Annotated in this window: 22 protein-coding genes, 1 pseudogene and 1 riboswitch; of the genes and pseudogenes, 5 read left to right on the top strand and 18 right to left on the bottom strand. The window is 70.1% G+C overall.

The genetic code is table 11. The annotated features are described in order from the left end of the window. Positions 1–197: 197 nt before the first annotated feature. Genes ACTWQR_RS16845 through ACTWQR_RS16855 form a run of 3 tightly spaced genes read right to left on the bottom strand, consistent with a single transcriptional unit; the run spans position 198 to position 3,960 of the window. Positions 198–1,058, bottom strand: coding sequence for an FAD binding domain-containing protein (locus ACTWQR_RS16845; RefSeq protein ID WP_443227874.1), 861 nt, complete (start codon positions 1,056–1,058; stop codon positions 198–200). Further along, complete coding sequence (locus tag ACTWQR_RS16850) at positions 1,055–3,454, bottom strand: xanthine dehydrogenase family protein molybdopterin-binding subunit (protein WP_443227875.1); 2,400 nt, start codon at positions 3,452–3,454, stop codon at positions 1,055–1,057. The genes ACTWQR_RS16845 and ACTWQR_RS16850 overlap by 4 nt, the downstream gene beginning before the upstream one ends. Then, the gene (locus ACTWQR_RS16855; RefSeq protein WP_443227876.1) at positions 3,451–3,960 is read right to left on the bottom strand and encodes a (2Fe-2S)-binding protein; all 510 of its coding nucleotides are present in this window, start codon (positions 3,958–3,960) and stop codon (positions 3,451–3,453) included. The genes ACTWQR_RS16850 and ACTWQR_RS16855 overlap by 4 nt, the downstream gene beginning before the upstream one ends. Positions 3,961–4,215: 255 nt before the next feature. On the opposite strand from ACTWQR_RS16855, the gene ACTWQR_RS16860 reads away from it, so the two are divergent. Continuing rightward, on the top strand, positions 4,216–6,198 hold the full coding sequence (locus ACTWQR_RS16860) for a GTP-binding protein (RefSeq protein ID WP_443227877.1): 1,983 nt from the start codon (positions 4,216–4,218) through the stop codon (positions 6,196–6,198). A gap of 87 nt (positions 6,199–6,285) precedes the next feature. After that, a complete protein-coding gene (locus ACTWQR_RS16865; RefSeq protein WP_443227878.1) occupies positions 6,286–8,148 on the top strand; it encodes a cellulase family glycosylhydrolase in 1,863 nt (620 codons plus the stop codon). A gap of 22 nt (positions 8,149–8,170) precedes the next feature. On the opposite strand, the gene ACTWQR_RS16870 is transcribed toward ACTWQR_RS16865, so the two are convergent. Next, on the bottom strand, positions 8,171–9,421 hold the full coding sequence (locus ACTWQR_RS16870; RefSeq protein ID WP_443227879.1) for a YncE family protein: 1,251 nt from the start codon (positions 9,419–9,421) through the stop codon (positions 8,171–8,173). A 156-nt stretch (positions 9,422–9,577) separates the two neighbouring features. Here ACTWQR_RS16870 and ACTWQR_RS16875 point away from each other — a divergent pair, with 156 nt between their 5' ends. Then, the gene (locus ACTWQR_RS16875) at positions 9,578–10,240 is read left to right on the top strand and encodes a TetR/AcrR family transcriptional regulator (RefSeq protein WP_443227880.1); all 663 of its coding nucleotides are present in this window, start codon (positions 9,578–9,580) and stop codon (positions 10,238–10,240) included. A 51-nt stretch (positions 10,241–10,291) separates the two neighbouring features. Here ACTWQR_RS16875 and ACTWQR_RS16880 read toward each other — a convergent pair whose 3' ends face one another. The 4 genes and pseudogenes from ACTWQR_RS16880 to ACTWQR_RS16895 form a co-directional block, all read right to left on the bottom strand. After that, the gene (locus ACTWQR_RS16880) at positions 10,292–11,524 is read right to left on the bottom strand and encodes a glycosyltransferase (RefSeq protein ID WP_443227903.1); all 1,233 of its coding nucleotides are present in this window, start codon (positions 11,522–11,524) and stop codon (positions 10,292–10,294) included. An 86-nt stretch (positions 11,525–11,610) separates the two neighbouring features. Then, positions 11,611–11,787, bottom strand: a complete 177-nt coding sequence (locus ACTWQR_RS16885) for a hypothetical protein (RefSeq protein ID WP_443227881.1) — start codon at positions 11,785–11,787, stop codon at positions 11,611–11,613. A 95-nt stretch (positions 11,788–11,882) separates the two neighbouring features. After that, positions 11,883–12,266 (bottom strand): annotated as a pseudogene (locus tag ACTWQR_RS16890) (RNA polymerase subunit sigma-70); the annotation flags it as partial. Between the two features lie 36 nt (positions 12,267–12,302). Then, a complete protein-coding gene (locus ACTWQR_RS16895) occupies positions 12,303–14,276 on the bottom strand; it encodes a zinc ribbon domain-containing protein (protein WP_443227882.1) in 1,974 nt (657 codons plus the stop codon). A 169-nt stretch (positions 14,277–14,445) separates the two neighbouring features. Here ACTWQR_RS16895 and ACTWQR_RS16900 point away from each other — a divergent pair, with 169 nt between their 5' ends. Continuing rightward, positions 14,446–15,048 (top strand): CU044_5270 family protein, encoded by a 603-nt coding sequence (locus ACTWQR_RS16900; protein WP_443227883.1) that lies wholly within the window; start codon positions 14,446–14,448, stop codon positions 15,046–15,048. Here ACTWQR_RS16900 and ACTWQR_RS16905 read toward each other — a convergent pair whose 3' ends face one another. Both ACTWQR_RS16905 and ACTWQR_RS16910 read right to left on the bottom strand, forming a co-directional pair. Further along, positions 15,049–15,897 carry a bifunctional 5,10-methylenetetrahydrofolate dehydrogenase/5,10-methenyltetrahydrofolate cyclohydrolase gene (locus ACTWQR_RS16905; protein ID WP_443227884.1) on the bottom strand — a complete coding sequence of 283 codons (849 nt, stop codon included), beginning with the start codon at positions 15,895–15,897 and terminating at the stop codon, positions 15,049–15,051. A gap of 23 nt (positions 15,898–15,920) precedes the next feature. Then, positions 15,921–16,007: riboswitch (ZMP/ZTP riboswitch) on the bottom strand. Between the two features lie 160 nt (positions 16,008–16,167). Then, positions 16,168–16,539, bottom strand: a complete 372-nt coding sequence (locus ACTWQR_RS16910) for a nuclear transport factor 2 family protein (RefSeq protein ID WP_443227885.1) — start codon at positions 16,537–16,539, stop codon at positions 16,168–16,170. 183 nt (positions 16,540–16,722) lie between these two features. Here ACTWQR_RS16910 and ACTWQR_RS16915 point away from each other — a divergent pair, with 183 nt between their 5' ends. After that, positions 16,723–17,013: a hypothetical protein gene (locus tag ACTWQR_RS16915; protein ID WP_443227886.1), complete on the top strand. Its 291-nt coding sequence runs from the start codon at positions 16,723–16,725 to the stop codon at positions 17,011–17,013. A 120-nt stretch (positions 17,014–17,133) separates the two neighbouring features. On the opposite strand, the gene ACTWQR_RS16920 is transcribed toward ACTWQR_RS16915, so the two are convergent. From ACTWQR_RS16920 to ACTWQR_RS16955, 8 genes are all read right to left on the bottom strand, one after another. Next, the gene (locus ACTWQR_RS16920; protein WP_443227887.1) at positions 17,134–17,313 is read right to left on the bottom strand and encodes a hypothetical protein; all 180 of its coding nucleotides are present in this window, start codon (positions 17,311–17,313) and stop codon (positions 17,134–17,136) included. Further along, on the bottom strand, positions 17,310–18,227 hold the full coding sequence (locus ACTWQR_RS16925; RefSeq protein ID WP_443227888.1) for a hypothetical protein: 918 nt from the start codon (positions 18,225–18,227) through the stop codon (positions 17,310–17,312). Before ACTWQR_RS16925 ends, ACTWQR_RS16920 begins: the two co-directional genes overlap by 4 nt. Before the next feature lie 124 nt (positions 18,228–18,351). Beyond that, positions 18,352–19,581: a hypothetical protein gene (locus ACTWQR_RS16930; protein ID WP_443227889.1), complete on the bottom strand. Its 1,230-nt coding sequence runs from the start codon at positions 19,579–19,581 to the stop codon at positions 18,352–18,354. 571 nt (positions 19,582–20,152) lie between these two features. Further along, on the bottom strand, positions 20,153–20,662 hold the full coding sequence (locus tag ACTWQR_RS16935) for a mycothiol transferase (RefSeq protein ID WP_443227890.1): 510 nt from the start codon (positions 20,660–20,662) through the stop codon (positions 20,153–20,155). A gap of 81 nt (positions 20,663–20,743) precedes the next feature. Beyond that, complete coding sequence (locus tag ACTWQR_RS16940; RefSeq protein WP_443227891.1) at positions 20,744–21,151, bottom strand: Zn-ribbon domain-containing OB-fold protein; 408 nt, start codon at positions 21,149–21,151, stop codon at positions 20,744–20,746. Positions 21,152–21,325: 174 nt separating this feature from the next. After that, positions 21,326–22,021, bottom strand: a complete 696-nt coding sequence (locus ACTWQR_RS16945) for a TetR family transcriptional regulator (protein ID WP_443227904.1) — start codon at positions 22,019–22,021, stop codon at positions 21,326–21,328. Positions 22,022–22,309: 288 nt separating this feature from the next. Further along, positions 22,310–22,690, bottom strand: a complete 381-nt coding sequence (locus tag ACTWQR_RS16950) for a hypothetical protein (protein WP_443227892.1) — start codon at positions 22,688–22,690, stop codon at positions 22,310–22,312. 303 nt (positions 22,691–22,993) lie between these two features. After that, positions 22,994–23,329, bottom strand: a 336-nt coding sequence (locus ACTWQR_RS16955) for a MurR/RpiR family transcriptional regulator (protein ID WP_443227893.1), incomplete at its 5' end; no start/stop codon positions are given.

Here is a 23,329-nt window from a genome sequence, read left to right on the forward strand (position 1 = left end):
GGCCGACCCGCCGGCGGCCGACCCGCCACCGGCCGACCCGCCACCGGCCGACCCGCCGGCGGCGGACCGGTCTCCGGCGACCGATCGCGTGTCCGCCGGCCTTCCGTCGGGCAGTGCCCGGGCGGCCGGTCCCCCGTCGGCCGAGCCCTCACCGGGTCCGGACGCCGTCCCGGGCCCGTCCGTCCGAGCGTTCGGCCTCACCCCATCCCCGCGGCGGCCAGCACCGCCCGCCGTGTGAGCACGCGGGCGAGATGTGCGCGGTACTGGGGCGAGGCCGATGGGTCGGCCGAGGGCCGGGTGCCCTCCGCCGCCGACTGCGCGGCGCGTGCCACCCCGTCCGCGGCCACACCCGTCAGCGCCTCCTCGGACGCCGTCGCCCGCAGCGGAGTGGACCCCATGTTCGTGAGGCCGATCCGTGCCTCGGCGATGTGTCCGTCGTCGCGCCGCACCAGCGCCGCCACGCCGACCATCGCCCAGGCCTGCGCCACACGGCTGAACTTCTCGTAGCGGAAGCCCCATCCGTCGCTCTCGTCGGTCTTCGGCAGCCGGACCTCGACCAGCAATTCGTCAGGCCGGAGCGACGTCTGGAGGTAGTCGACGAAGAACTCCCGTGCCGGGATGGCCCGTTGGCCCCGCGGCCCGGCCGCGACCAGCTCGGCGTCCAGGGCCAGCGCCACCGCCGGCAGGTCACCGGCGGGATCGGCGTGCGCGAGCGAGCCGCCGAGGGTGCCCCGGTGGCGTACCGCGGGGTCGGCGACCGTCGCCGTGGCCGCCGCGAGGAGACCCGCGTGGCGGCGTATCAGCGGATCGGCGAGGACGTCGTGGTGCGTCGTCAGCGCGCCGATGACGAGCGTCCCGCCGTCCTCGCGCACACCGCGAAGGCCGGGTATCCGGCCGACGTCCACGACGAGTTCGGGAAACGCGAGCCGCATCCTCAGCAGCGGCAGCAGGCTCTGCCCGCCCGCCAGCACCTTCGCGTCCTCGCCCGCCTCCGCGAGCGTACGCACGGCCTCGTCGACGCTCGCGGGCCTGGCGTACTCGAATGCCGGAGGAATCATGCCGAACCCTCCTTCGACGATTGGGTGGTTTCCGCGGACTGAGCCGCCTGAATCGCCTCCCAGACCCGCCACGGCGAACACGGCATCGGCACGTCGTGAACGCCGAGCGGCCGCAGCGCGTCGACGATCGCGTTGACGACGGCGGGCGTGGAGGCGATCGTCCCGGCCTCACCAACCCCCTTTACTCCCAGGGGATTTGACGTGGCGGGCGTCTCCGTGCGGCCAGTCGTGAACTCCGGCAGGTCCGGCGCGGAGGGCACCAGGTAGTCGGCCATGGTGCCGGAGACCAGGTTGCCCTCGTCGTCGTACACCGCCTCCTCGTACAGCGCCTGCGCGATCCCCTGCGCGAGACCGCCGTGCACCTGCCCTTCGACGATCACCGGGTTGATGACCCGGCCGACGTCGTCGACACAGACGTACGAACGAATCGCCGTCCGCCCGGTCTCCGTGTCGACCTCGACCGCGCACAGATGCGTGCCGTGCGGGTAGGAGAAGTTCTCCGGATCGACCAGGTGCTCGGCGTTGATGGTCGGCTCCATGCCGTCGGGCAGGTCGTGCGAGGAGAACGTCTCGAAGGCGACCTCCTGGATCGTCCTCCGCGCCTCGGGCGATCCCTTCACGGAGAACACGCCGTGCGTGAACTCCAGGTCGTCCTCGCTGGCTTCGAGCAGATGGGCCGCGACCTTCCGGGCTTTCTCCACGACCTTCTGGGCCGCGTGATGGACCGCCGCGCCTCCGACGACGAGCGACCGCGACCCGTACGTGTCCATGCCCTGCGGCGCCGACCTGGTGTCGCCGTGCACGACCTCCACGTCCTCGAAGGGCACCCCGAGCACATCGGCGGCGATCTGACTCCAGCAGGTCACATGCCCCTGCCCGTGCGGGCTGGTACCGGTGACGACCTCGACCTTGCCGGTGGGCAGCATGCGGATGCTCGCCGCCTCCCAGCCGCCGGCCGAGTACCGCAGATCCCGCAGCACCCGGCTCGGCGCGAGCCCGCACATCTCCGTGTACGTGGACACGCCGATGCCCAGCCGCACGGAGTCACCGCTCTCATTGCGCTTGCGCTGCTCGGCCCGCAGGCCGTCGTACCCGAAGAGGGCGAGTGCCTTGTCGGTGGCGGCCTCGTAGTTGCCGCTGTCGTAGGTCAGACCCGAGATCGACGTGAACGGGAACTCCTCGTGCCCGATCCAGTTCCGGCGCCGCAACTCCACCGGATCCAGACCGACTTCGACGGCCAGCTCGTCCATGATCCGCTCGATGGCGTACGTGGCCTCCGGGCGTCCGGCGCCCCGGTACGCGTCCGTGGGCGTACGCGTCGTGAACACACCGGTGCACGTGAAGTCGTACGCGTCCATCTTGTAGATCGCCGGGTACATGAAGGCGCCCAGGATCGGGATGCCGGGCGTGACGAGCATCAGATAGGCGCCCATGTCGGCGAGCAGGTCGACCTTCAGCCCGAGCAATTTGCCCTCACGGGTCGCGGCGACCTCGATGTCCTGGATCTGGCCCCGCCCGTGGTGGGTGGCGAGATACCCCTCGGAGCGGGACTCGGTCCACTTGACCGGCCGTCCGAGGCGCCGCGCGACGACGAGGGAGATGACCTCCTCGCCGTACACCTGGAGTTTGGAGCCGAAACCGCCGCCGACATCGGGGGCGACCACGCGCAGCTTGTGCTCGGGGACGCCGGTGACCACGGAGAGCATCACCCGCAGGATGTGCGGGACCTGGGTCGCCGAGTACACGGTGTACTCGTCGGACGCGGCGAGCGGGGTGACGACCACCGCGCGAGGCTCCATGGCGTTGGGGATGAGGCGCTGCTGGAGATAGCGGCGGTGGAGGACGACGTCGGCGCGCTGTCTGACCGTCTCGTAGTTCTCGCCCGTGGCCAGCGGCCAGACATAGCAGCGGTTGGTTCCCCTGTCCGCGTGGACGAGCGGGGAGTCGTCGGCGAGCGCGGCCTCCAGGTCGAGCACGGGCGGCAGGGGCGCGTAGTCGACCTCGACGGCTTCGAGCGCGTCGGCGGCCGCGTACCGGTCGCGGGCCACGACGACCGCGACCGGGTCGCCCGCGTACCGCACCTCGTCGACCGCGACGGCCGGGTGGTCCGGCAGCACGATGTCCTCGGTCACCGGCCACGCGCACGGCAGCGATCCCGTCCCCTCCGCGAGATCGCGTCCGGTGAACGCGGCGATGACACCGGGCTGTTCGAGCGCGGGCGAGACGTCGATGCGGTCGATCCGGGCGTGCGCCATCGGGCTGCGCAGGATCGCCAGGTGCAGCAGGCCGTTGACGCTGATGTTGTCGGTCCAGTTGGTCTGTCCGGTGACGAGCCGGGCGTCCTCCTTGCGGGGGCGGGAGCGGCCGACCTCGCGTTCGGTGACCTGGTCGCTCATGTCGTGACCTCCTGTGTGGAGGAGACGGAGGGGGCGGAGGATCCGGAAGCCCCGGACGACGCGGCGAGGACCGCGTGCACGATGTTCTGGTAGCCCGTGCACCGGCAGAGATTGCCCTCCAGGGCATGCCGTACGTCCTCGGCGCTGGGGTGCGGATTCTCGCGGAGCAGGTCACGCGCGGCCATGAGCATCCCCGGGGTGCAGTACCCGCACTGCAACGCGTGCCGCTCGTGGAACGCCTTCTGCAGGGGATGCCACTCCCCGAACGCGCCGAGCCCCTGGACGGTGGTCACTTCGCTCCCGTCGGCCTGGACCGTGAGGACGGAGCAGCTCTTGACGGTCTCTCCGTCCAGGTCGACCGTGCAGGCCCCGCAGTTGGAGGTGTCGCAGCCGATCGGGGTGCCGGTCACACCCAGTCGGTCACGCAGGTAGTGGATCAGCAGAAGACGGGGTTCCACCTCGTCCTCGTACGTCGTGCCGTCCACCTTCACCGAGATTCGGGTCATGTGCCCTCCCCAGGAACCGTGAGGAAAATTCAGCCACCGGACGTGATGTGCGTCACTCTAGGACCGCGTCCCGGGAGGGGCGAGTGCCGCGGCAGGCATTTGTTGAGCGTTAATCCGTTGCTGCGGCGCGGCGCTTCCTGCTGCACTACGGGGGACCAGTCGGCAGAGACCAAAGAGATCAAGGAGCAGCAATGCGCGCACCGTTCATGTCCACCCAGGAAGGAATCCCTCTCACTTCAAAGGACATGACGCGCGGTGCACCTGCTGAACCTGGGAATTCTGGCGCACGTAGACGCCGGTAAGACGAGTCTGACCGAGCGGCTCCTGCACACCGTCGGAATCATCGACGAGATCGGCAGCGTCGACGACGGCAGTACCCAGACCGACTCGCTCGCGCTGGAACGGCAGCGCGGTATCACCATCAAGTCCGCCGTCGTCTCCTTCGCGATCGACGACGTCACGGTCAATCTGATCGACACACCCGGGCACCCGGACTTCATCGCCGAGGTGGAGCGGGTGCTGAGCGTGCTCGACGGCGCGGTGCTCGTGATCTCGGCCGTGGAGGGCGTCCAGGCGCAGACGCGCGTCCTCATGCGGACCTTGCGGCGCTTGCGCATCCCGACGCTGATCTTCGTGAACAAGATCGACCGCCGGGGCGCCGACCCGGATCGCGTACTGAGAAGCATCTCCGAGCGGCTCACGCCGGCGATCGTGCCGATGGGCCGGGCCGACGCACTCGGCACGCGTGACGCCCGGGCCACCCCGCACACCGGGGCCACCGCCGGCATGCTCGACGTCCTCTCGGCCCGCGACGACGCGCTGCTGACCTCGTACGTCGAGGACGACACCGTCTCGTACGGCCAACTGCGCGCCGCCCTCGCCGAGCAGACCCGGCAGACGCTGGTCCACCCGGTGTTCTTCGGCTCCGCCATCACGGGCGCGGGCGTGGGCGCGCTGACCTCCGGCATCAAGGACCTGCTGCCGGCCGCCGAGGGGAAGGCCGAGGGCCCGGTGTCCGGCACCGTCTTCAAGGTCGAGCGGGGACCCGCGGGGGAGAAGATCGCGTACGCGCGGATGTTCTCGGGGACCGTACGCACCCGGGACCGGCTGACCTTCGGCGACCGCGAGGAGGGGAAGGTCACCGCGATCAGCGTCTTCGGCCACGGCTCGGCCGCCCGGGAGACGTCCCTGGCCGCGGGGCGGATCGGGAAACTGTGGGGCCTGGGAGGTGTCCGAATCGGTGACACCTTCGGGGTGTCACCGAACTCGGACAGGGGGCGGCACCACTTCTCCCCTCCGACCCTGGAAACGGTCGTCCTCCCCTGCCGTGCCGAGGACAAAGGCGCCCTGTATCTCGCGCTCACCCAACTCGCCGAGCAGGACCCGCTGATCAACCTGCGCCAGGACGAGACGCGCCAGGAAATCTCCGTGTCCCTCTACGGCGAGGTCCAGAAGGAGGTCATCCAGGCAACGCTCGCCGACGAGTTCGGCCTCGATGTCGGCTTCCGCGAGACGACGACGATCTGCGTCGAACGGCCCGCCTCCAGCGGTGTGGCGGTCGAGTTCAACGGCAAGGACCCCAACCCGTTCCTCGCGACGGTCGGACTGCGCATCGACCCGGCGCCGGTCGGTTCCGGTGTGGAGTTCCGGCTGGAGGTCGAGCTCGGGGCCATGCCGTACGCCTTCTTCAAGGCCGTCGAGGACACTGTGAAGGAGACGCTGGGCCAGGGAATCCACGGCTGGCAGGTCACCGACTGCACGGTCACCATGACGCACTCCGGCTACTCACCCCGGCAGAGCCACGCGCACCAGGGCTTCGACAAGAGCATGTCGAGCACGGGCGCGGACTTCCGCGGCCTCACCCCGCTCGTTCTCATGGAGGCCCTGCGGCAGGCGGGCACCCAGGTGTACGAGCCGATGCACCGCTTCGGCCTGGAAGCCCCGGCGGACACGCTGGGCGCGCTGCTCCCGGTCCTCGCCAAGCTGCGGGCCACGCCGCAGACGACAGAGACGCGGGGCACGTCGTGTCTGCTGGAAGGCGCGATTCCCGCGGCCCAGGTGCACGAGTTGGAGCAGCAACTCCCCGGCCTGACCCGCGGCGAGGGCGAGCTGGAGTCCGCCTTCGACCACTACGCGCCCGTCGCGCGCGGCACGGTCCCGGAACGACCGCGGACCGATCACAACCCGCTCAACCGCAAGGAGTACCTGCTGAACGTGACACGGAGGATCAGCGGGTGACCTCCATAACTACCTTGCGAAAAAGGTGACTTACTCTCAAGTCAGGAGTATTGACGGGCCAAAGGTGCGCACGCGACTGTTGTGACCATGTCGAAGTTGCGTGCGCATCTGCTCGGCGTCCTCGTACTCCTCACCGGCCTCCTGACGACCACCGGGGCCCAGTCCGCCACCGCCCTCCCCGACGATCTGTGGTTCGACCAGGCCGCCGCGGCGACCCTCACCGTCCAGAACGGCCGCTTCACCGACGGCCTCGGCCGTGAGGTCGTGCTGCGCGGCTACAACGTCTCCGGCGAGACGAAACTGGACGAGAACCACGGCCTGCCGTTCGCCTCCGTCGCCGACGCCAAGAAGTCCGCGACCGCGCTGCGCGCCCTCGGCGGCGGCAACTCGGTCCGCTTCCTGCTCTCCTGGGCGTACGCCGAACCCGTACGCGGCCAGGTCGACACCACGTACCTCGCCGCCGCCACCGACCAGATGCGCGCCTTCCTGGACGCCGGAATCCGCGTCTACCCGGACTTCCACCAGGACCTCTACTCGCGCCACCTCTTCGACCCCGACAGCTGGTACACCGGAGACGGCGCCCCCAAATGGGCCGTCGACGCCGGTGACTACCCCGACGAGTACTGCGGCATCTGCCCCTTCTGGGGCCAGAACATCACCTCGAACGCGGCCGTGACCGAGGCGTCGCACGACTTCTGGCACAACAAGTACGGACTCCAGGACGCCTTCCTCACCACCGCCCAGAAGACCATGGCCTACGTCGAACAGCACCTGACCGACGCCCAGTTCGCGGGCGTCGTCGGCTTCGACCCGTACAACGAACCGCACGCGGGCACCTACGACTCCGGCCAGACCAGCCGCGCCTGGGAGAAGGACGTCCTCTGGCCGTTCTACGAGAAGTTCCGCGCCCGGATGGACGCGGCGGGCTGGCAGGACAAGCCCGCCTTCGTGGAGCCGAACCTCTTCTGGAACGCCAACCTCGACTTCCAGAAGCAGGAGGGCGGCCTGCTCGACGCGGGCAAGCTCGGCCCGCGCTACGTTTTCAACACCCACTTCTACGACCAGAAGGCGATCTCCGGCATCTTCATGTGGGGCAAGGCGGGGGACGGGCAGTACGCCACCGACTTCGGGACCGTGCGCGACCGGGCCGCCGCCGCCGGCACGGCAGGGATCATCAGCGAGTTCGGTCACCCCCTCGCGGGCAACGTCTCCGACAAGGCACCCACCGTCCTCAAGGCGATGTACCAAGCCCTCGACTCCCGCGTACCGGGCGCAAGTTGGTGGTCCAAGCCCACCGAGTCCGGTCCCGTCCTGTCCGGTTCGCAGTGGCAGTGGGACATCTACAACGGCCGCCACAAAGAGCTGATGAACGGCAACCCCGACAAGGTGCTCACCACCGGTGACGCCTGGAACGACGAGGACCTCTCCGCCGTACGCCTCGACGACTCCGGCAAAGCCGTGCTGCGCCAGGACGCCCGGCTCCTGGACCGCGTCTACCCGAGCGCCACGGCGGGCAAGACTGTCGCCTTCACCTACGAGGACCGTTCACGGGACGGCTCCACGACCCTGACCTGGAACCCGGTCCCGAGCTCACTTCCGCGCGTGGCCGAGCTGGTGGGATCCGGACAGTACTCGCTCCTGCTGTGGCGCTCGGACGGCAGCGCGGAGCCCACCGAACTGCACCTGCCCGCGTCCTTCCCGACCTCGTCCACCACGGTGGTCTCCGACCTCGGCGTGACGGCCGCGCCGCCCGCGTACACGAGGACCACTCCGATCGCGGCCGCGCCCGAACCGGGCGGCACGGGCAGCCGCCGGCTGCTGCTGACCGCCCCGGACTCGGGCACCCTGCACTACGCCCTGGTCACCAACGGCGCGACAGCTCCGTCCGCGGCGCTGCTGAGTGCCGCGCGGACGGAGCTGTCGAACTGGGCCGCGACGAAGGCGGGTTAGCCGAAGGCCCGTCAGGTGAAGCTCAGTTGGCGGCCGGGCCGGTCCAGTCGGCCGCCACCTGTGCGAGGCGTACCCGCTGGGGGTGGTCGCCGACCGCCACGGACGCCGTCTTCTTCCCGGTGGCGAAGTCGATCGCGGTGACCTGGTCGGCGCCGCTCTCGGAGATGACGCAGGACTTGCCGTCACCGCTGACGGTCGCCCAGTAGGGCTTCGAGGCGGTGACGAGCGGGCCCTCCTGGAGCGAGGCCCGGTCGACAACCGTCGCGTAGTCGTCCATCGTGCCCGCGATGCACAGCTTCTTGCCGTCGGGGCTCATCGACATGCCGTGGTGCCGCGAGTCGTTGACCCAGGTCGTACGGTCCTCGCTGGTCGCCGGGTTCTTCGGGAGGGTCTTGACCCGGGTGATCTTGTCGGTGGCGACGTCGTACTCGACGAAGCCGTTGAAGAAGGACACCTGGAAGTAGAGCTTCGACTCGTCCGGAGAGAAGGCGACCGGGCGCACGGCGTCGGACAGATCGCTCCGCCCGAAGGCGTCGAGCCGCGCGCGCATGTCGATGACCTTGACCTGCTCGTACGTGTTCGCGTCGACGACCGTGATGCGGCGGTCGCCCTTCGTCCAGTCCAGCCACGGCTCGTCGAGAGCGGTGTTCACATCGCCGATCGACATGTTCCAGAGGTACTTCCCGTCGGCCGAGAAGACGTTCTCATGCGGCTTGTCGCCGGTCTTGAACGAGCCGAGCTGCTTGCCGGTGCCGATGTCGAGGACATGCACGGTGTTGGAGATGGAGGCAGAGACGGCGACCCGCTTGCCGTCGGGGGAGACGGCCATGTGGTCGGCGCGGTAACCCGACACCGGGAAACGCCAGTTGACCTTCCCCGTGGCGAGGTCGATCGACACCACGTCGGAGAAACTGGGCCGCGAGACCACCATGGCCGACCCGTCCGGCGTGGAGTACATGTCGTCGACGAACTGGTCGTGCCCCTCCCCGACGCCGTTGCGGATGGCGAGGAAGTAGATCCACTTGATGGGATCGGCGTTGATCTCGGCCAGCCGCTGCTCCTTGTCCGGAACGACGTTGATCCGGCCGATCTTCGCCAAGTCGCCGCCGGCCTTGATGACGTCGGCGGTGCCGTCCCAGTTGTTGCCGACGAACATCACCTCCCGCAGGTCCGCGGAGGTGGTCGGAGCGCCGGCCGCGGTGGCCGACCCGGTGACGGTCAGGACGAGGGCGGCCGCGATGGACCAGGCGTGCCGGGCGCGAAAGGCAGACATGACCGATCTCTCCTATTTGGTGGGGGCATGACAAGGCGGGGAATCTGAAAATGGGCGGGTTCAGAATCTACTTACTGGAAAGTAAGGAGAGGGGGCCGTTCTCCACAAGACCGCGGACAGGACAAACTTGGCCGTCGAACAAACGAGGGAGGGCCAGTGGCGGGCAGACTCAGAGCTCCGACCGGCCGTTACGGCGGCAGGACCGCCGAGGATCGCAAGGCCGAGCGGCGCCGAAAATTCCTGGACGCCGGGCTCCGGCTCTTCGGTGACACCCCCGGCTACCGCTCCACCACCGTCTCCGCGCTGAGCGAGGCCGCGGGCCTGTCCACCCGCCAGTTCTACGAGGAGTTCCGCACCCTTGAGGACGTCCTGGCCGCCCTGCACCTCCAGGTCAACGACTGGGCCGAGGAAGCCGCCCTGTCCGGCCTCGCCGAGGCGGACGGACAGCCGATCGCGAAACGCGCCACGGCGGCCTTCCGCGCCTACGCCGCCAACGTCACCGGCGACCCGGCCCGCCTGCGCATCACCTTCGTCGAGATCATCGGCGTCAGCCCACGCCTTGAGCGACAGCGCCTGGCCCGCCGCGCCCGCTGGATCCAGTTCATCTGCGCCGAGGCGGCGGCCGCCGTGGAACGAGGTGAGGCCGTGCCCCGCGACTACCGGGTCGCCGCGGCGGCCTTCATCGGCAGCGTGAACGGGCTGCTGCACGACTGGAGTTCGGGGTGGGTCGACGCGAGCCTCGACGAGGTCGTGGACGAACTGGTCGGGCTGCTCCTCGGGATCCTGCGCCCCGCCGACTGGCGTCCGGCGGACGCTTGAGTTCCTTGTCCCGACAGGGCCCGGTAGCCCGCGCCGGTGTGGCGCGAAGCTTCAGCCTCCGGCCAGCCGGTTCACGGCGCCGAGGACCGGGCCCACCCCGTCCTCCTCCCGGAGCCGACCGGCCAGTACCTTCGCACGGCGCGCGTACGCCGGGTCGGTGACGCCGCGCGCGACAGCACTGCCGAGCGCGTCGGCGGTGAGCCTCCGCAGCGGAACCACCCCCGGAGCCACCTCGAGCGAGACGAGCCGGGCGGCCCAGAACGCCTCGTCGAACTGGATCGGAACGGGCACGGACGGAACACCGGCGCGCAGTGTGGCCGCGGTCGTGCCCGCGCCCGCGTGGTGGACCACCGCGGCCATGCGCGGGAAGAGCGCCGAGTGCGGGACCTCGTCCACGGTGAACATGTCGTCACCGGCGGCGTGGAGCCCGGCCCAGCCCCGCTGGACTACACCGCGCACTCCGGCCGCCCGCAGGGCCCGTACGACCTCTCCGCTCAGTCGCTCGGGATCGGGCACGGTCGCACTGCCCAGGCCGAAGAAGACCGGGGGAGGACCGGCGTCCAGGAAGTCCGCCAGCCCGCACGGGAGTTGGGGTTCATTGTCGTACGGCCACCAGTACCCGGCGATGCCCAGCCCGGGTCGCCAGTCGCGGGGCCGGGGCACCACCAGCGGGCTGAAGCCGTGCTGGACCGGCCAGTTCCGCCGCTCACGGGCACGGCGGGCGGCCCGCGAGCCGAGGGGCGGAAGGCCGAGCCGGGCCCGCAGCGCTCGCGTGGTGTCGGCGAAGATGCGCTCGACAGCGACGTTGACGGCACGTCCCGCGAGCCGGTTGCCCGCCGGGCCCAGGGAACGGGTGCCGATCACCGGCGGCGCGAACTCCCCCGTGGGGGCGAGAGGTTGGAGATAGACGCCCATGCTCGGCAGCGCGTGCCCCTCGGCGATGGCGTGACCGAGCGGCCCCAGCGAACTGGACAACAGCAGCACATCGGCGTTCCCCGCGGCCGCCACCAGATCGTCCGCCATCCGCCCCACCAGCGACCTGGCCATCTCGACCACCCGGGCCAGCTTCCCGACACCGGTGACACTGCGGTGCAGAGCGAGCCCGCGTACGGACTCCAGTTCCGCCCGCGGATCGACGGGCAGCGGATGAAACCCCACCCCCGCGGCCGCCACCAGCGGCTCGAAGCACGCGTGGGTCACCACCGTGACCTCGTGTCCGCCGCGCGCCAGCCCGTGCCCAAGTCCCGTGTAGGGCGCGGCGTCACCCCGTGACCCCGCCGTCATGATCGCTACTCGCACGACGGCCAGTATGGCGCTGACGGTGGGACGCGTCCCACCGTCAGCGCCAATTCCTCGCCGAGGCTGTCGGATCAGCCAACGTTGCGAATGAGCCACTCGTCGGGGTTGTACGTGTCCTTCGCCGGGTCCGGATCCGTCGCCGGGACCTCCTGAACCGTGTCCTCGGGCTGTATCCGCTCCGGCAGCTTGCCGAACCGAGCCTGACGCGCCGCTTCGGCGGCATCCTGACCCTCTTCGGGGTTCGCCATGACGTCCCGCCCTTCTCGTCGACTCCGTCCGCTCAACTCTACGTTGGCGCTGTGCAGGGTGATTTCCGTCAGTCGTCGAGGACTCAGCCGAGAACTCAGTCGTCGAGAACGGCGAGCTCCAGTTCGCGCAGGCGGTCCGGGTCGGCGATCACGTCGATCTCGGTGATCCGGTCGTCCGTGATCGTGAAGGCGAGCACCAGGAAGAGCCGTCCATGTCGCGCCATCGCGAGTCCGACGGAGCCGTTCACCAGCGCCAGGCCGGTGAACCGGGCCCGTCCCGTGGCGGCCATCGCGCCCTCGGCCACGGTGTGCGCACCGCGCACCACGACGGGCTCGGGTGTGGGGATGACCGCCGCGTCGGCGTGAAGCGCCACCTCCGGGTGGAGCAGGGCGACCAGCGCGTCGAAGTTCCCGCCGCGGGTGGCGGCCAGGAAGGCGTCGACGACCCGGCGCCGACGGTTCAGGTCGGCGGCCTGCGCCAAGGGCACCCACGTGCAGTCGTGGAGCGTCTCTAATCAGCTCAGTGATCCCATGCAAGACGTAGTGTCTGGCGTGAGTTCTGCCCATCGCAGAGGGGTGGAGTGGGCGTGTAGGTGGAAGCCTGCGCCCAGTGCTGCTCCTCGTGGCCGGTGTTGGCCGGTGGTGGGTGTGCTGATTGTCGTCACGCCCTGGTGCCGGTGGGCTGCGCGGGGCAGCCGTCTGCGGTCCGTGTGAGCGTGTCCCTCCGGACGCTGGCCCGCCGGACCCGAAGGTCTGGTGGGGGAGGGTGTCCGGCGTCGCCTGGGCGTCGGACGTGATGTGCGGTGCCGGGTGGGTCCGGTCTTGGACCGGTCCGCCCGGCTGGTCTTCCGTGCGGTGGGTGTGATGACCGCGCCCGCTTCGAGTGTGTCCACCACAGTGCGGATGGCCATGGCTCCGCTGGTGCGGTCGGTGACGGTCTTGGCCTGGTGGGTGAGGCCGCGGGCGGCGATGCGCCTCCACGCCCCCTGGTCGCGGTCGCCCTGCCAGCCGCAGGAACCGCAGACGGCCCACTTCCAGCCCGGTGTGGCGGGCCGGTCCGGGGCCTTGCGGTGCCGCAACACCTCCAGGCACTGCGGGCAGTGCCTGGAGGTGTTGCGGGCCGGGACGGTGACCACGGCGATACCCACCTCGGCGGCGAGGTGCCGCATGCGGTCCACGATCTGCCCGCGCACGGTCTGGGACAGGCGGGTGTTGTGGGTGCGGCCCATGCCGCGGGCCTCCATCGACCGGAGATCCTCGACATAGATCACGCTCGCCCCGGCAGCGATCGCCTGGTCCACCGCCCAGCGGGCGGCAGCCCGGGCCAGGGCGTCGTTGAGGTTCAACCGCCGGTCGGACACATGCCGGATCTCGTCGACTAGGACCGTGTGCTGGGCGGTCAGGTGGTGGTGTTCGGCCCCGCTGATGAGCCGCTGATACTGGTCGGCCTTGGCATGCAGGTGCTCGGACAGGCGGCGCAGCCGGTGCTGTTTCGCCAGGACACCGGCGGCCCGGAACATGCCGCCGCTACCGAGGGCGGTGATGGTTTTGTCGGCGTGGAGGCGGGCGGCCCCGGCGGACAGCAGGGTGTTCAGACCCCAGTCCACGCCGAGTGCGACCGTGTGCCCGCTGCGCTGCGTCTTGGGGACGGTGTGGGTGTAGGCGAGATCGGCCCGCACCCGGCCCTGATTCAGACGCAGGGTGGGCAGGTGCAGCACCGCGCCGACGGGGACCGTTGGTGGCAGGCTGATCGGGCAGGCCACCCACGTCCAGTCCGCGTAGGACCGCGGATCGGGGCGGGTGGGCAGTTGCAGCCGCAGCAGCGCCCGGCCCGGCTCGTCGGCGCGTTCGATGGTGGCCTGCTGCCCGTCGCAGGCGGACAGCAGCAGCATGCGTGCGTTGCGGGGCGCGCTCTCCAGCTCGAACACGTTCACCGGCATCCGGCCGTACTGCCTGACGAACGCGGTGATCTGCCGGGTCCGGCCCCTGATGACGCTGGAGGGCAGATACTCCCCGCCGGGCACCGCCGCACGCACCTGGTCCCACTCCCGGGCGGTGCGCTTGGCCGGGTCGGCGGGCCAGGTCGTGATGACGGCGGTGGTGAGGTCGGCGCGCCACTTCGCCGCACGCAGCGTGCGCCCGGCCATCTCCTGGGCGATGCGCACGATGCGGTCGTTGACGCGGATGCCCCCGGCCGGGCCGGCCGTCCAGCCCAGGCGGCGCAGCGCCATCCAGGCGTTCGACGGCAACCTGCGGCCCGCGATGTCCACACCGGCGGCCAGCACGTCCACATCGGCGGCGTTCCAGTGCTCGGCCAGCAGCGCGACGGCCATCCCGGACACCAGATCAGCAGCCCAACCCACCCGCTCCGCCAGCACCGAGGCCGACAGGAGTGCACCCGTCTTCTCCTCCACGCCGGTACGCAGCAGACCACGAGCGCAGGCGGTGCGGACGGTCTCACTCTCGGCGCGCGGCAACTTCCGGCTCACCTATGCCCCCTTCCCGCCCACGATGCTGTCATCAGACCAACGACACTCCCCGCGGAAGGTCACGCATTCGATGCACGGACTCACATACGACCCCGACACCGAGCACACCGCATGACGCCAGCGGATCACGCATCGCTACGGATACTTAAGGAAAAATGTGAGCCTGAGCATGACCGACGGACCGGACACCGAGCGGCCGGTCACGCTCCCCGAAGAGCGCATCGTCCGCTGGCACGAGGACGACAGCCACACCGAACTCGTCGTCGCGACCGACCCGCGCCACCCGGGCAAGCCGGTCATCACCGACCCCGGCGGCGACCCGCGCACGGTCGACGACGGCCACGTCCTCAGCAGGCAGACGTACCCGCCGAGTTGGAGTGACGCCCCGCCGCAGGCACGGCCGCCCCACGACGCGAAGCGCCTGTACGCCTATCTGGAGGAGCTGGACCGCATCAGCGTCATGGACACCCCTCAACTCCTGGACGCCACGAAGCAGTTGCTCGACAACTGGACGCTGGGAGCCCGCGAGTCCGCCGCGCTGGCCCGGATCCTGGCCGAAGCGAAGGGGCTGACCCCCGTCGGTGAGGTGACGGACCGTCTCGGACGCCGAGGCCAGGCGTACACGTACCAGCAGACCGCCGCCCGCCGGATGCTGATCCTGGACCCCGCAACTGGCACCGTCCTCGGTCTGGAGACCACCTTCACCGAGGACCAGCCCGAGTACGCCGTCAAGGCGGGGGACGTCATGGAGTACAACGCGTGGATGCGCTGATCAGACTCCGGTCTGCCGCTCCGCCGCCTCGACGGTCTGGGCGAGCAGCGTGGCGATCGTCATGGGGCCGACTCCACCCGGCACCGGAGTGATCAGCCCGGCCCGCTCACGAGCGCTGTCGAAGTCGACGTCACCGACGTTGCCGGGGTTGTACCCGGCGTCGATCACGACCGCGTCCGGCTTGATGTCCTCCCCGCGGATCAGCCGTGGCCGCCCCACCGCGGCCACCACGATGTCCGCCTCCCGTACCACCGACGACAGGTCGGCGGTGCGGGAGTGGCAGTACGTCACCGTGGCGTCGCGGCCGAGCAGCAGCATGCCCACCGGCTTGCCCAGGATCGCGCTGCGGCCGACCACGACGGCACGCTTGCCGGCCGGGTCGACGTCGTACTCGTCGAGGAGCCGCATGATCCCACCGGGCGTGCACGACGCGAAGCCGGGCAGGCCGAAGCTCATCGCGGAGAAGGAGGCCAGCGTGACCCCGTCGACGTCCTTGGCCGGGGCGATCGCCTCGAATGCCGCGCGCTCGTCGATGTGCGGCCCCATCGGATGCTGCAGCAGGATGCCGTGCACGGTGGGGTCGGCGGACAGCGCGGTGAGCGTGTCGATCAGCTCGGCCGTCGTGGTCGCGGCGGACAGGGCCATGTGCCGCGACTCGATCCCGGCCTTGCGGGAACGGTTCTGCTTCATCCGTACGTAAGTGACGGAGGCGGGGTCCTCACCCACCAGCACGGTGGCCAGACGGGGTGCCACACCGGTGCGTGCGGTGAGATCGGCCGCGCGCTTCGCCGTCTCCTCGACGATCCGCCGTGCGAGACCGGTGCCGTCCATGAGTTGGGCCTGGGACATGAGCCACTCCTGAGCGTCGTAGAAACCATCGCCCAGGCGCGCGGCAGAGACGTGTTCGTCAGGCCGCTCCCCGGTGGTACTCCACCTCAGCGCCAGTCACGGCCCGCAACCACACTAGCGGAGCCTCAGTACTCGCCCTCCGGCCCGGCGGTGGGGTCCGCGGCCGTCGGCCAGGACCCGGCCGAGGCTGCGGAAGCCGCCCCGACCGCCACGGAGTCGAAAAGGTCCAGGTCGGACCGGGTGTGATCCGGACCCTTGGCATCCCCCTTCCTACGGTTCCTCGTCCCAGGCCTGCAGCACGGTCTGGTCGACGATCTTGCCGTTCCGCAGCGACATCATGGAGTTGGCGAGCACCTTGACGCCGTCGGGGTACTGACAGGACTCCGTGTAGGCGACGTGGTCGCCCTGAACCACGCATTCCTCCAGCTTGTGGGTCATGTCGCGGCTGTAGACGTCGTCGAACATCTCGCGGATCTGCTCGCGACCGTGCATGACCTTCGGGTGGCTGGGCTGGCTGTTGCGGTCGACGACGCGCAGCTCCGCGTCGTCCGCGTACAGCGACAGGAGTGCCGCCGCGTCCTGGCCTTCGATGCCCCGGCGCAGAGCTTCGGTGTCGAAGCCGGGGCCTGCCGCTGTGCCCATGATGGACCTCCTTGTAGACCTGGCGAAGGCCGCGGCCCGGTGGAGCGGGCCGTTGAGGGCCTCTCTCCTTCGAGCCTCCTCCGGCGCGGGGGCCACGGCAAACGCAGCCGGACCGATGCGCCTCCCGGGTGAGCGGTGGGGCGGAACCGTGTCCGCGAACAGCCCGGTGCCGTTGCTGAAAGCATGATCTCAACACGACGTATTGTCACCGCCGTTGGTCTGGCCGTCGGCGCCACCGGACTGGTCGTACCGTCCGCGAGTGCCGCCGCCCCTCTCCCTGGGGTGGGAAATCTGGACCCCATCGCGCAACTCGACGCACTCGCCGTGAGCGGCATCCCCGCGGAGCGCCGGGACGAGGTCCCGACGATCTCCAGCCGGCTCGACGGCCTCAACAGGCTGAACGAACTGCGGCAGCTGCACCGGGTGACCGACCTCGTCGCGCCCGTGACCGGACTGGTCTCGCCCGTCGAGTAGTGAACCGTCGGGTGTCGAGTACGGAACACCCCGTCGGCGTGTGCCTCGCACCGAGGCGCATGCCGACGTCTCTTTTCAGGAGCGGCGCCGCTCCATGGGGCAGTGCCGCCGACCGGCAGGTCAGGGAAGGGCCTTCGCGCAGTACTTGTCCTCGTCGCAGTCGTACACCGGCCTGCCCTCGGCGTCGTACCCCTGGATCCGCGGCGTCACGGTGACCTGCTGGAACAGCACGCCGACGGCCGCGAACCAGTCGTGATCGAGGGCCGCCTCACTGGTCTCGCCGCCGTAGGGGACGGTCACCCGGGCGAAGCGAGCGCGGCACGCAACCGCTCGTAGGCGGGGGCCAGTTGACGCAGCGTGGCCGCGGCCGTCGCCGTGTCACCCGCGACCAGGCTGTGCTGCAGGCCGCCGAGCAGCAGCGCCTGTCGGCCGGTGACATCGGCGGCACGCGTCTCGCCGAGTTGCGTCAGCCAGAACGAGGCGTCGGCGAGGCGCCGGACGCCGAGCCGGACGGCGAAGCCGGTCAGATGACCGCGGACACGGGCGTCGAGGCCGGCCTCGACATCGTCGGCGAGGCGTTCCACGGCGTTTTGGGAGGCATTCGAAGCGGAGCCGGTGAGCCGACGCAGTGCCGAGGTGAGCGAGTCACGCAGGGCCGCGATGACCTCGACCTCCTCGGTACGCCGGAATTCGTCGCGCATGGTGAACGGGCCCGCGCAGTCCACCAGTCGCGCACGCCATGCCTCGACGAAGGCATCGACGGGCAACGTGGCGAAGGGGAAGCCGTCCGGGTCGTGGAAGAGCACCCGGTGGTCGTCGACGTCGAGCACGACCACCCAGTGGTCGCCGCCCGTGGCCTCGCCGGACGACCACGGCTGGTGCAGGAGCAGGCCGATGTCCACGGGCCCGACCAACACCGTCCCCAGCCTCGCGGCTTCCCGCAGTCGGCCGACGGCCTCCGTCGCCTCCCCGCCGCCGGTACGCCGACAGGTCCAGCCGAGCAGACCGACGGCCTGGTCCAGCCCCAGGTCGGGATCCCAGCCGGGCGGATCGAAGTACGGCAGACCGCCCTCGACGAACTGCGCCCCGAACGGCGACCCGGTCAGCACCTCGATCGCCGAAGGCGCGGGCGCCTCAGCGCCCAGGACCATCGCCAGCGAGTTGGCGTAACAGTAGGGGACCGAACCTTGGAAAGCGTGCAAGGAACGTGGCATGAGTCGACCCTGACATTTTCAATTTTTCGTGACAAGAGGTGCGTGACAAGAGGGGACCGCGGACGGCGGTCGCGTCGCCCGTCCAGGAGCAGGCCGGCGGCGCCGTCCGCGGTCGAGGCGGGCCTCAGCAGATGTTCTGGCTGCTGTTGACGAGCGTGTTGTTGCGGAACGTGGTGTTGCTGCCGCAAGGGCTTTCCCTGATGGCCGAGTTGGTCACCTTCAGGTTCTGGATGGTGATGTCGGAGTTGTTCGGGAACTCCGAGCGCGCGGCCAGCCGGATCTCCCCGCCGCCGGTGACGCTGCCGCTCTGGGCGGCGATGTTCACGTTGTAGCAGTTCTCGATCAGGACCGAGTTGTTGCCGGTGTTGGAGATGTTGACCCGGTCGATGACCGCGCCGCCGCTCTCGGAGACGCAGAAGACCCCGCGCCCGCCGCCGCGTGCGATGACCTCGCCCACCCGGATGTTGGTCGGATAGCCGCTGCCGACCCGGCCGTTGCGGTTGGCCATGCGGAAGGCCGCGTAACCGGTACCGGCGCCCGCGCCGTCCGCGTCGACCTTGGTGACGGTGGCGTTGATGGTCTGGTTCAGCAGGAGGCCGGACTCGCCCACGTTGCGGGCGGTGACCGTGCCGATGGTGATGCCGTCGACGCCGTACGTCTCCACCGCGTGGCTGCTCGCCCCGGAGACGTACACGGTGTCGATGCGGACGTTCTTCGTCCACTGGCTGGTGTCGCCGCGGTTGTCGATGCGGACGCCGAGGCCGCGCGACAGGCGCATGTCGATCTGGCCGAGCACGACGTTGGTGACGTTGCGCATGAAGATGCCGTACAGCGGGGTGCCGGTGAGGTTCAGGTGCTGGACCTCGATGTCCCGTGCGCCGCGTGCGTAGACCGGGGCCTGGTCGCCGGAGCCCGATCCGGTGACGTTGATGGTGCCGCAGACGTCGAGCACGGTGTAGCTCGGCAGGGAGACCCGGGATCCGGCGGTGATGCTGCCCGAGCCGCGTACGACGACTCGTTCCTTCGAAGTGCGGCCTGAGGTAAGGCTGTTGACGGCGGCCTGCATCGCGGCCCGCATGTCGGTACCGGTGTAGGTGACGCTGCTGCCGCGCCGGGCGGTCCAGGTGCTGCCGTTCAGCACGGCCTCGGCCTGGTACGAACCCTCGCCGCACGCTGCCGCCGTCTGGCGCGGGGCGGCGGCGGCAGCGGTCGTCTCCGGCGCCGCGCTCGCGGGGGCCGTCAGCACGGCTGCCGTGCTGAACAGTGCGGTGGCGCACGCGGCGGTGGCGCCGATCCGCCTCCCGCGGGTCCCTAAGGTTCTGCGGATGAGGTGAGGTGCGGCTCTGCGTCCCATCTCGTCTTCTCCTGTGTGTGGGGGTCTGACGCCCGCGCGACCGTGTCGTAGCAAGCGTTTTCTACAGCGGGCCGCGAGTGTGGCAAGGGCTTTCTGTCGGCGTCAAGAGTTCGGTGTGACAAACGGGTTGGGCGACGCGGCCGGTAGGTGATGCGCGGTGTCACGTCTCGCGGCGTACGAGGAAGCGATGGGCGTTGGACAGGCCCAGCCGGTGGGAGGGGAGGCGTCGACCGCGAACCGTTCCGCCGGCATGTGCCGGCGGGGAGGTCGACGGCGTCGTGCGGTTCGGCGTGCTGTTCCGCGACCACCGTGAAGCCGAGGTCCGTCAGCCTGCGCCGAAGGTTCGCGGCCGGGACGAAGCGCAGATGTCGCGGCTGGAGCCGTGGCGGCCACCAGCGGACGAGGAGAGGGGGGTAGCGGCTGTCGGGGTCGGGTACCTCGATGGGCGGGTGGCCGCCGGGACGTATCGCATGGCGCGCGGCCTCCGGTTGACTGCCGGCCCGCCGCGACTGACCGAGTGCCGTCGGTCGACGCACCGACCTACGGCGCCGGACACCGGACCGGGCCGCCTTCAACGGTTGCGCAGGATCCCCCGTACGAACGCGGCCTGGCCCACGTGCTGCAGGTCGTCGGAGACGACGCTGACCAGGCGGACGCCCAGGGTGACGGGCGGGGACCAGTTCTCGTCGACGACGCGGTCCAGGTCGCCGGCGCGCAGGTCGCGCAGGCAGGTCAGCGACTGCTCGTGGACGGCGTCGTAGTAGCCGAGCAGTAGGTCGCCCGAGTCCACCCGGACCTTGGCGACCTTCTGCGGGGTGTGGCCGTAGCCCGTGTCGCGGCGGGGTAGGCCGAGGTCGAAGCGGTCCGCCCAGTCCTGCGACTGCCAGATCTGTTTCAGCCCGAACGCGTCGGCGACATGGTCGTCCTGGACGCGGGTGAGATGCCAGACCAGCCAGGTGATCGAGTTGGCCTGGTCGTCGAGGCGGGCATTGAGATCGTCGGGGGAGAGGCCGTCGACAACGGCGTGGACCTCCTCCTGGATGCGACCGTACGCGTCGACGAGAACGTCCTTGGCGTGCATGGGTTCCTCCGCGCTCCGCTCGGGCACCTGTCCCTGCCAGTGTCCCCCGCGACCCCGGCGGCGCGCGTCAGGACCGGCGCGTCAGTACCAGCCCGAGTACCGCTCCTCGCAGAGCTTGAACACCGGCTCGCGGCGCACCGGATCCGCCGCCGTGGTGAGCTGTACGCGGTCGCCGGCACGTATCGCGATGTGCGGGCCCGACACGCGGCCCCGCACGGTGAAGCCCTCCGCCAGCTCGATCAGGGACACGTTGCGCGCGGCCGGAGTGTTGCGCTGGACGACGGTCGTATGGCGTATGACGCCCAGGCCGGCGCTGCGTTCCGTACGCAGGTCGCTGCCCGCGCAGACCGGGCAGAGCAGCCGGTGGAACATGGCGGTCCCGCACCAGCGGCAACGCTGGAAGAGGAGCCCCTCTTCGACCGGACCGGTGGTTGTCGCCGCCTCGGCGTCGAGTACGCCCGCCGTGGTCCCGCTTCCTCGGTGGAACACGATGTCATCTCCCTGCGCTGGGCCGGAATCCGAAGGTGCGCGGAGCGCCGTGCACAGCCTTCAGGTTATGGCACGCAGTGCCACTCGTAAAGGCACTCAGTACCCTCAATCGGCCGGGAATCAGTCGCGGTAATCAGCTGAGTCGCGGAGATCGGCGCGGAAGTCGGCCCGGAGTCAGCCCGGAAGTCGGCCGGGTTCGCGTCCGAGTGTGGTCTCGATCTCCTGAACGACTCGCCACATCGGCGCACCGCGCTTCGAGATGACGACCACCACGTCCTCCGCGGTGGCGGAGCCGGCGGGCTCGGCGGGTGTGTGGCTCGCCCCGAAGGTCCGCTGGACATGGGCGAGCGCGTGGTCCACCTCGGCCGTCGCGTCGCTCTGGCCCGCCGAGCGCAGCCAGGAGCGCAGCCCGTTGTTGTGCGCGGCGACCACGGCCGCGGCGATCACGTCGGCCCGCAGCGTCCCGTCGCGGCGGCCCGCGAAGCGCCCGCGCAGATACTCGGCGAGTGCACGCTCGTACCGCCAGACCACCGAGAGTTCGTACGCCCGCAGCCCCGGGACCTTCTTGGTCAGGCGATAGCGCTGGACGGAGAACGTCGGGTTCTCGGCGTACATGCGCAGGACGAGGCGGGCGGCGTCGCAGACCCGTGCCACCGGATCGTCCGCGTCGCCGCCCTCGCTCAGGAACTCGGTCATGTCGGCCAGGCAGCGCTCGTGGTCCGGGAAGACCACGTCCTCCTTGGACGGGAAGTACCGGAAGAAGGAGCGCCGTCCGACGCCCGCGAGGGCCACGATGTCGTCGACGGTGGTCTGCTCGTACCCCCGCTCCAGGAACAGCCGGAACGCCGCCGCGACGAGGGAGTCCCGCATCGGTGGCTTCGGAATCGTCACGTCGGCCGCCTGGTCGGGACGGGGTGCCTCGCTCATGGTGGTGAACCTAGCATCGGGCGAGGTGAAGTGGCACTCAGTGTGCTCCGGTGAGGGAACTGAGTGCCATGGCGCTCCGGGGGCGGGAGTGAGGCGGCCGGACGTGCCGGGCGGGCCGTGCCTTTCGTGATGGCGTGGACCGGCTCAGGCCGGAGGGCACGCACCTGCAGAGTGAGCGGTGGGGGTTCTCGGCGCGGTCCGCGGTGCCCGACGGCTGCCCGGGTTCATCGATCACTTCGGAGTCTGGGCGTCCACCAGGGCCTGGGAGACGACGCGTACAGCCCGGGCGATGTGGTTCAACTGCGTGAGCTCAGCCGCGTACAGCTTGATCGTGTGCTCGATGACGGACTCCGGCATCCCCAGCGCGGGCAGCTCGGCCCGCGCGCTGTGCAGCGCGGTGCGGACGACCCGGATCTCCTGCTGGAGCTGGATCTGGGCGTGGCGGGCGAGCAGGACGGGCTGGCGGATCAGCAGCGGATAGCTGGCGTAGCGGGCCGGCACCAGTTCGCGCAGCCACTTGGCCGCCGATCGTTCCCATTCACGGTTGCCGGGCGTCTTGACCTGGCGGGGCCAGTCGGTGCTGATGGGCGAGTACGTCAGGGACATGGTCATCGCTTCCGAGGTGGCCGCGGGCGGTTCGGGAAGTTCTTGGCGGCCCCGGCCTAGGGGATTGACCGGAGCCGCCACGGGCATGCGCGAGCAGTACCCGTTCAGTGCGCCCGGGGTCGACGCGAGAAGGTGGCGCCATTCCCGGGCTGACCAGGACCCCACCGGATCCCGATCAGCCAGAAGTATTCATATATACCGTCCGGTAAGCAAGTGTATGAAAAAATTCATGTTGAAGTACGGCTGAATACGGCCGAATCATGCCTTGCGGACAGCTGTCGTCATATGCCGGGAGAGGGCTGGAGAAGGTCAGTCCTTGAGGAAGAAGGTGTGCTCGTCGGCCACCTGTTCGTAGTCCTCCAGGCGGGCCTGCGTACGCTCGGGATCGGCGTCGGTCATGGCCTGGAGCAGAGCCGCGGACAGCACGACGGGCGCGGCGTAGGAGTCGAAAACGAGACGTGAGCCGGTGCCGGAGGCGAAGACGACGTCGGCCTCGTCGGCCAGCGGTCCGAGCCCCAGATCGGTGACCAGGGCGACGCGCAGGCCCGCACGCCGGGCGACCCGCATGGCCAGCAGCGTCTCGTGGGCGTGCCGGGGCATGGTGAAGGCCAGCACCCACGTGCCGCCCGCCTCGCGTGACTGGAG

The organism is Streptomyces sp. 2A115 (assembly GCF_052245575.1).
In the GTDB taxonomy this organism is placed as follows: Bacteria; Actinomycetota; Actinomycetes; order Streptomycetales; family Streptomycetaceae; genus Streptomyces.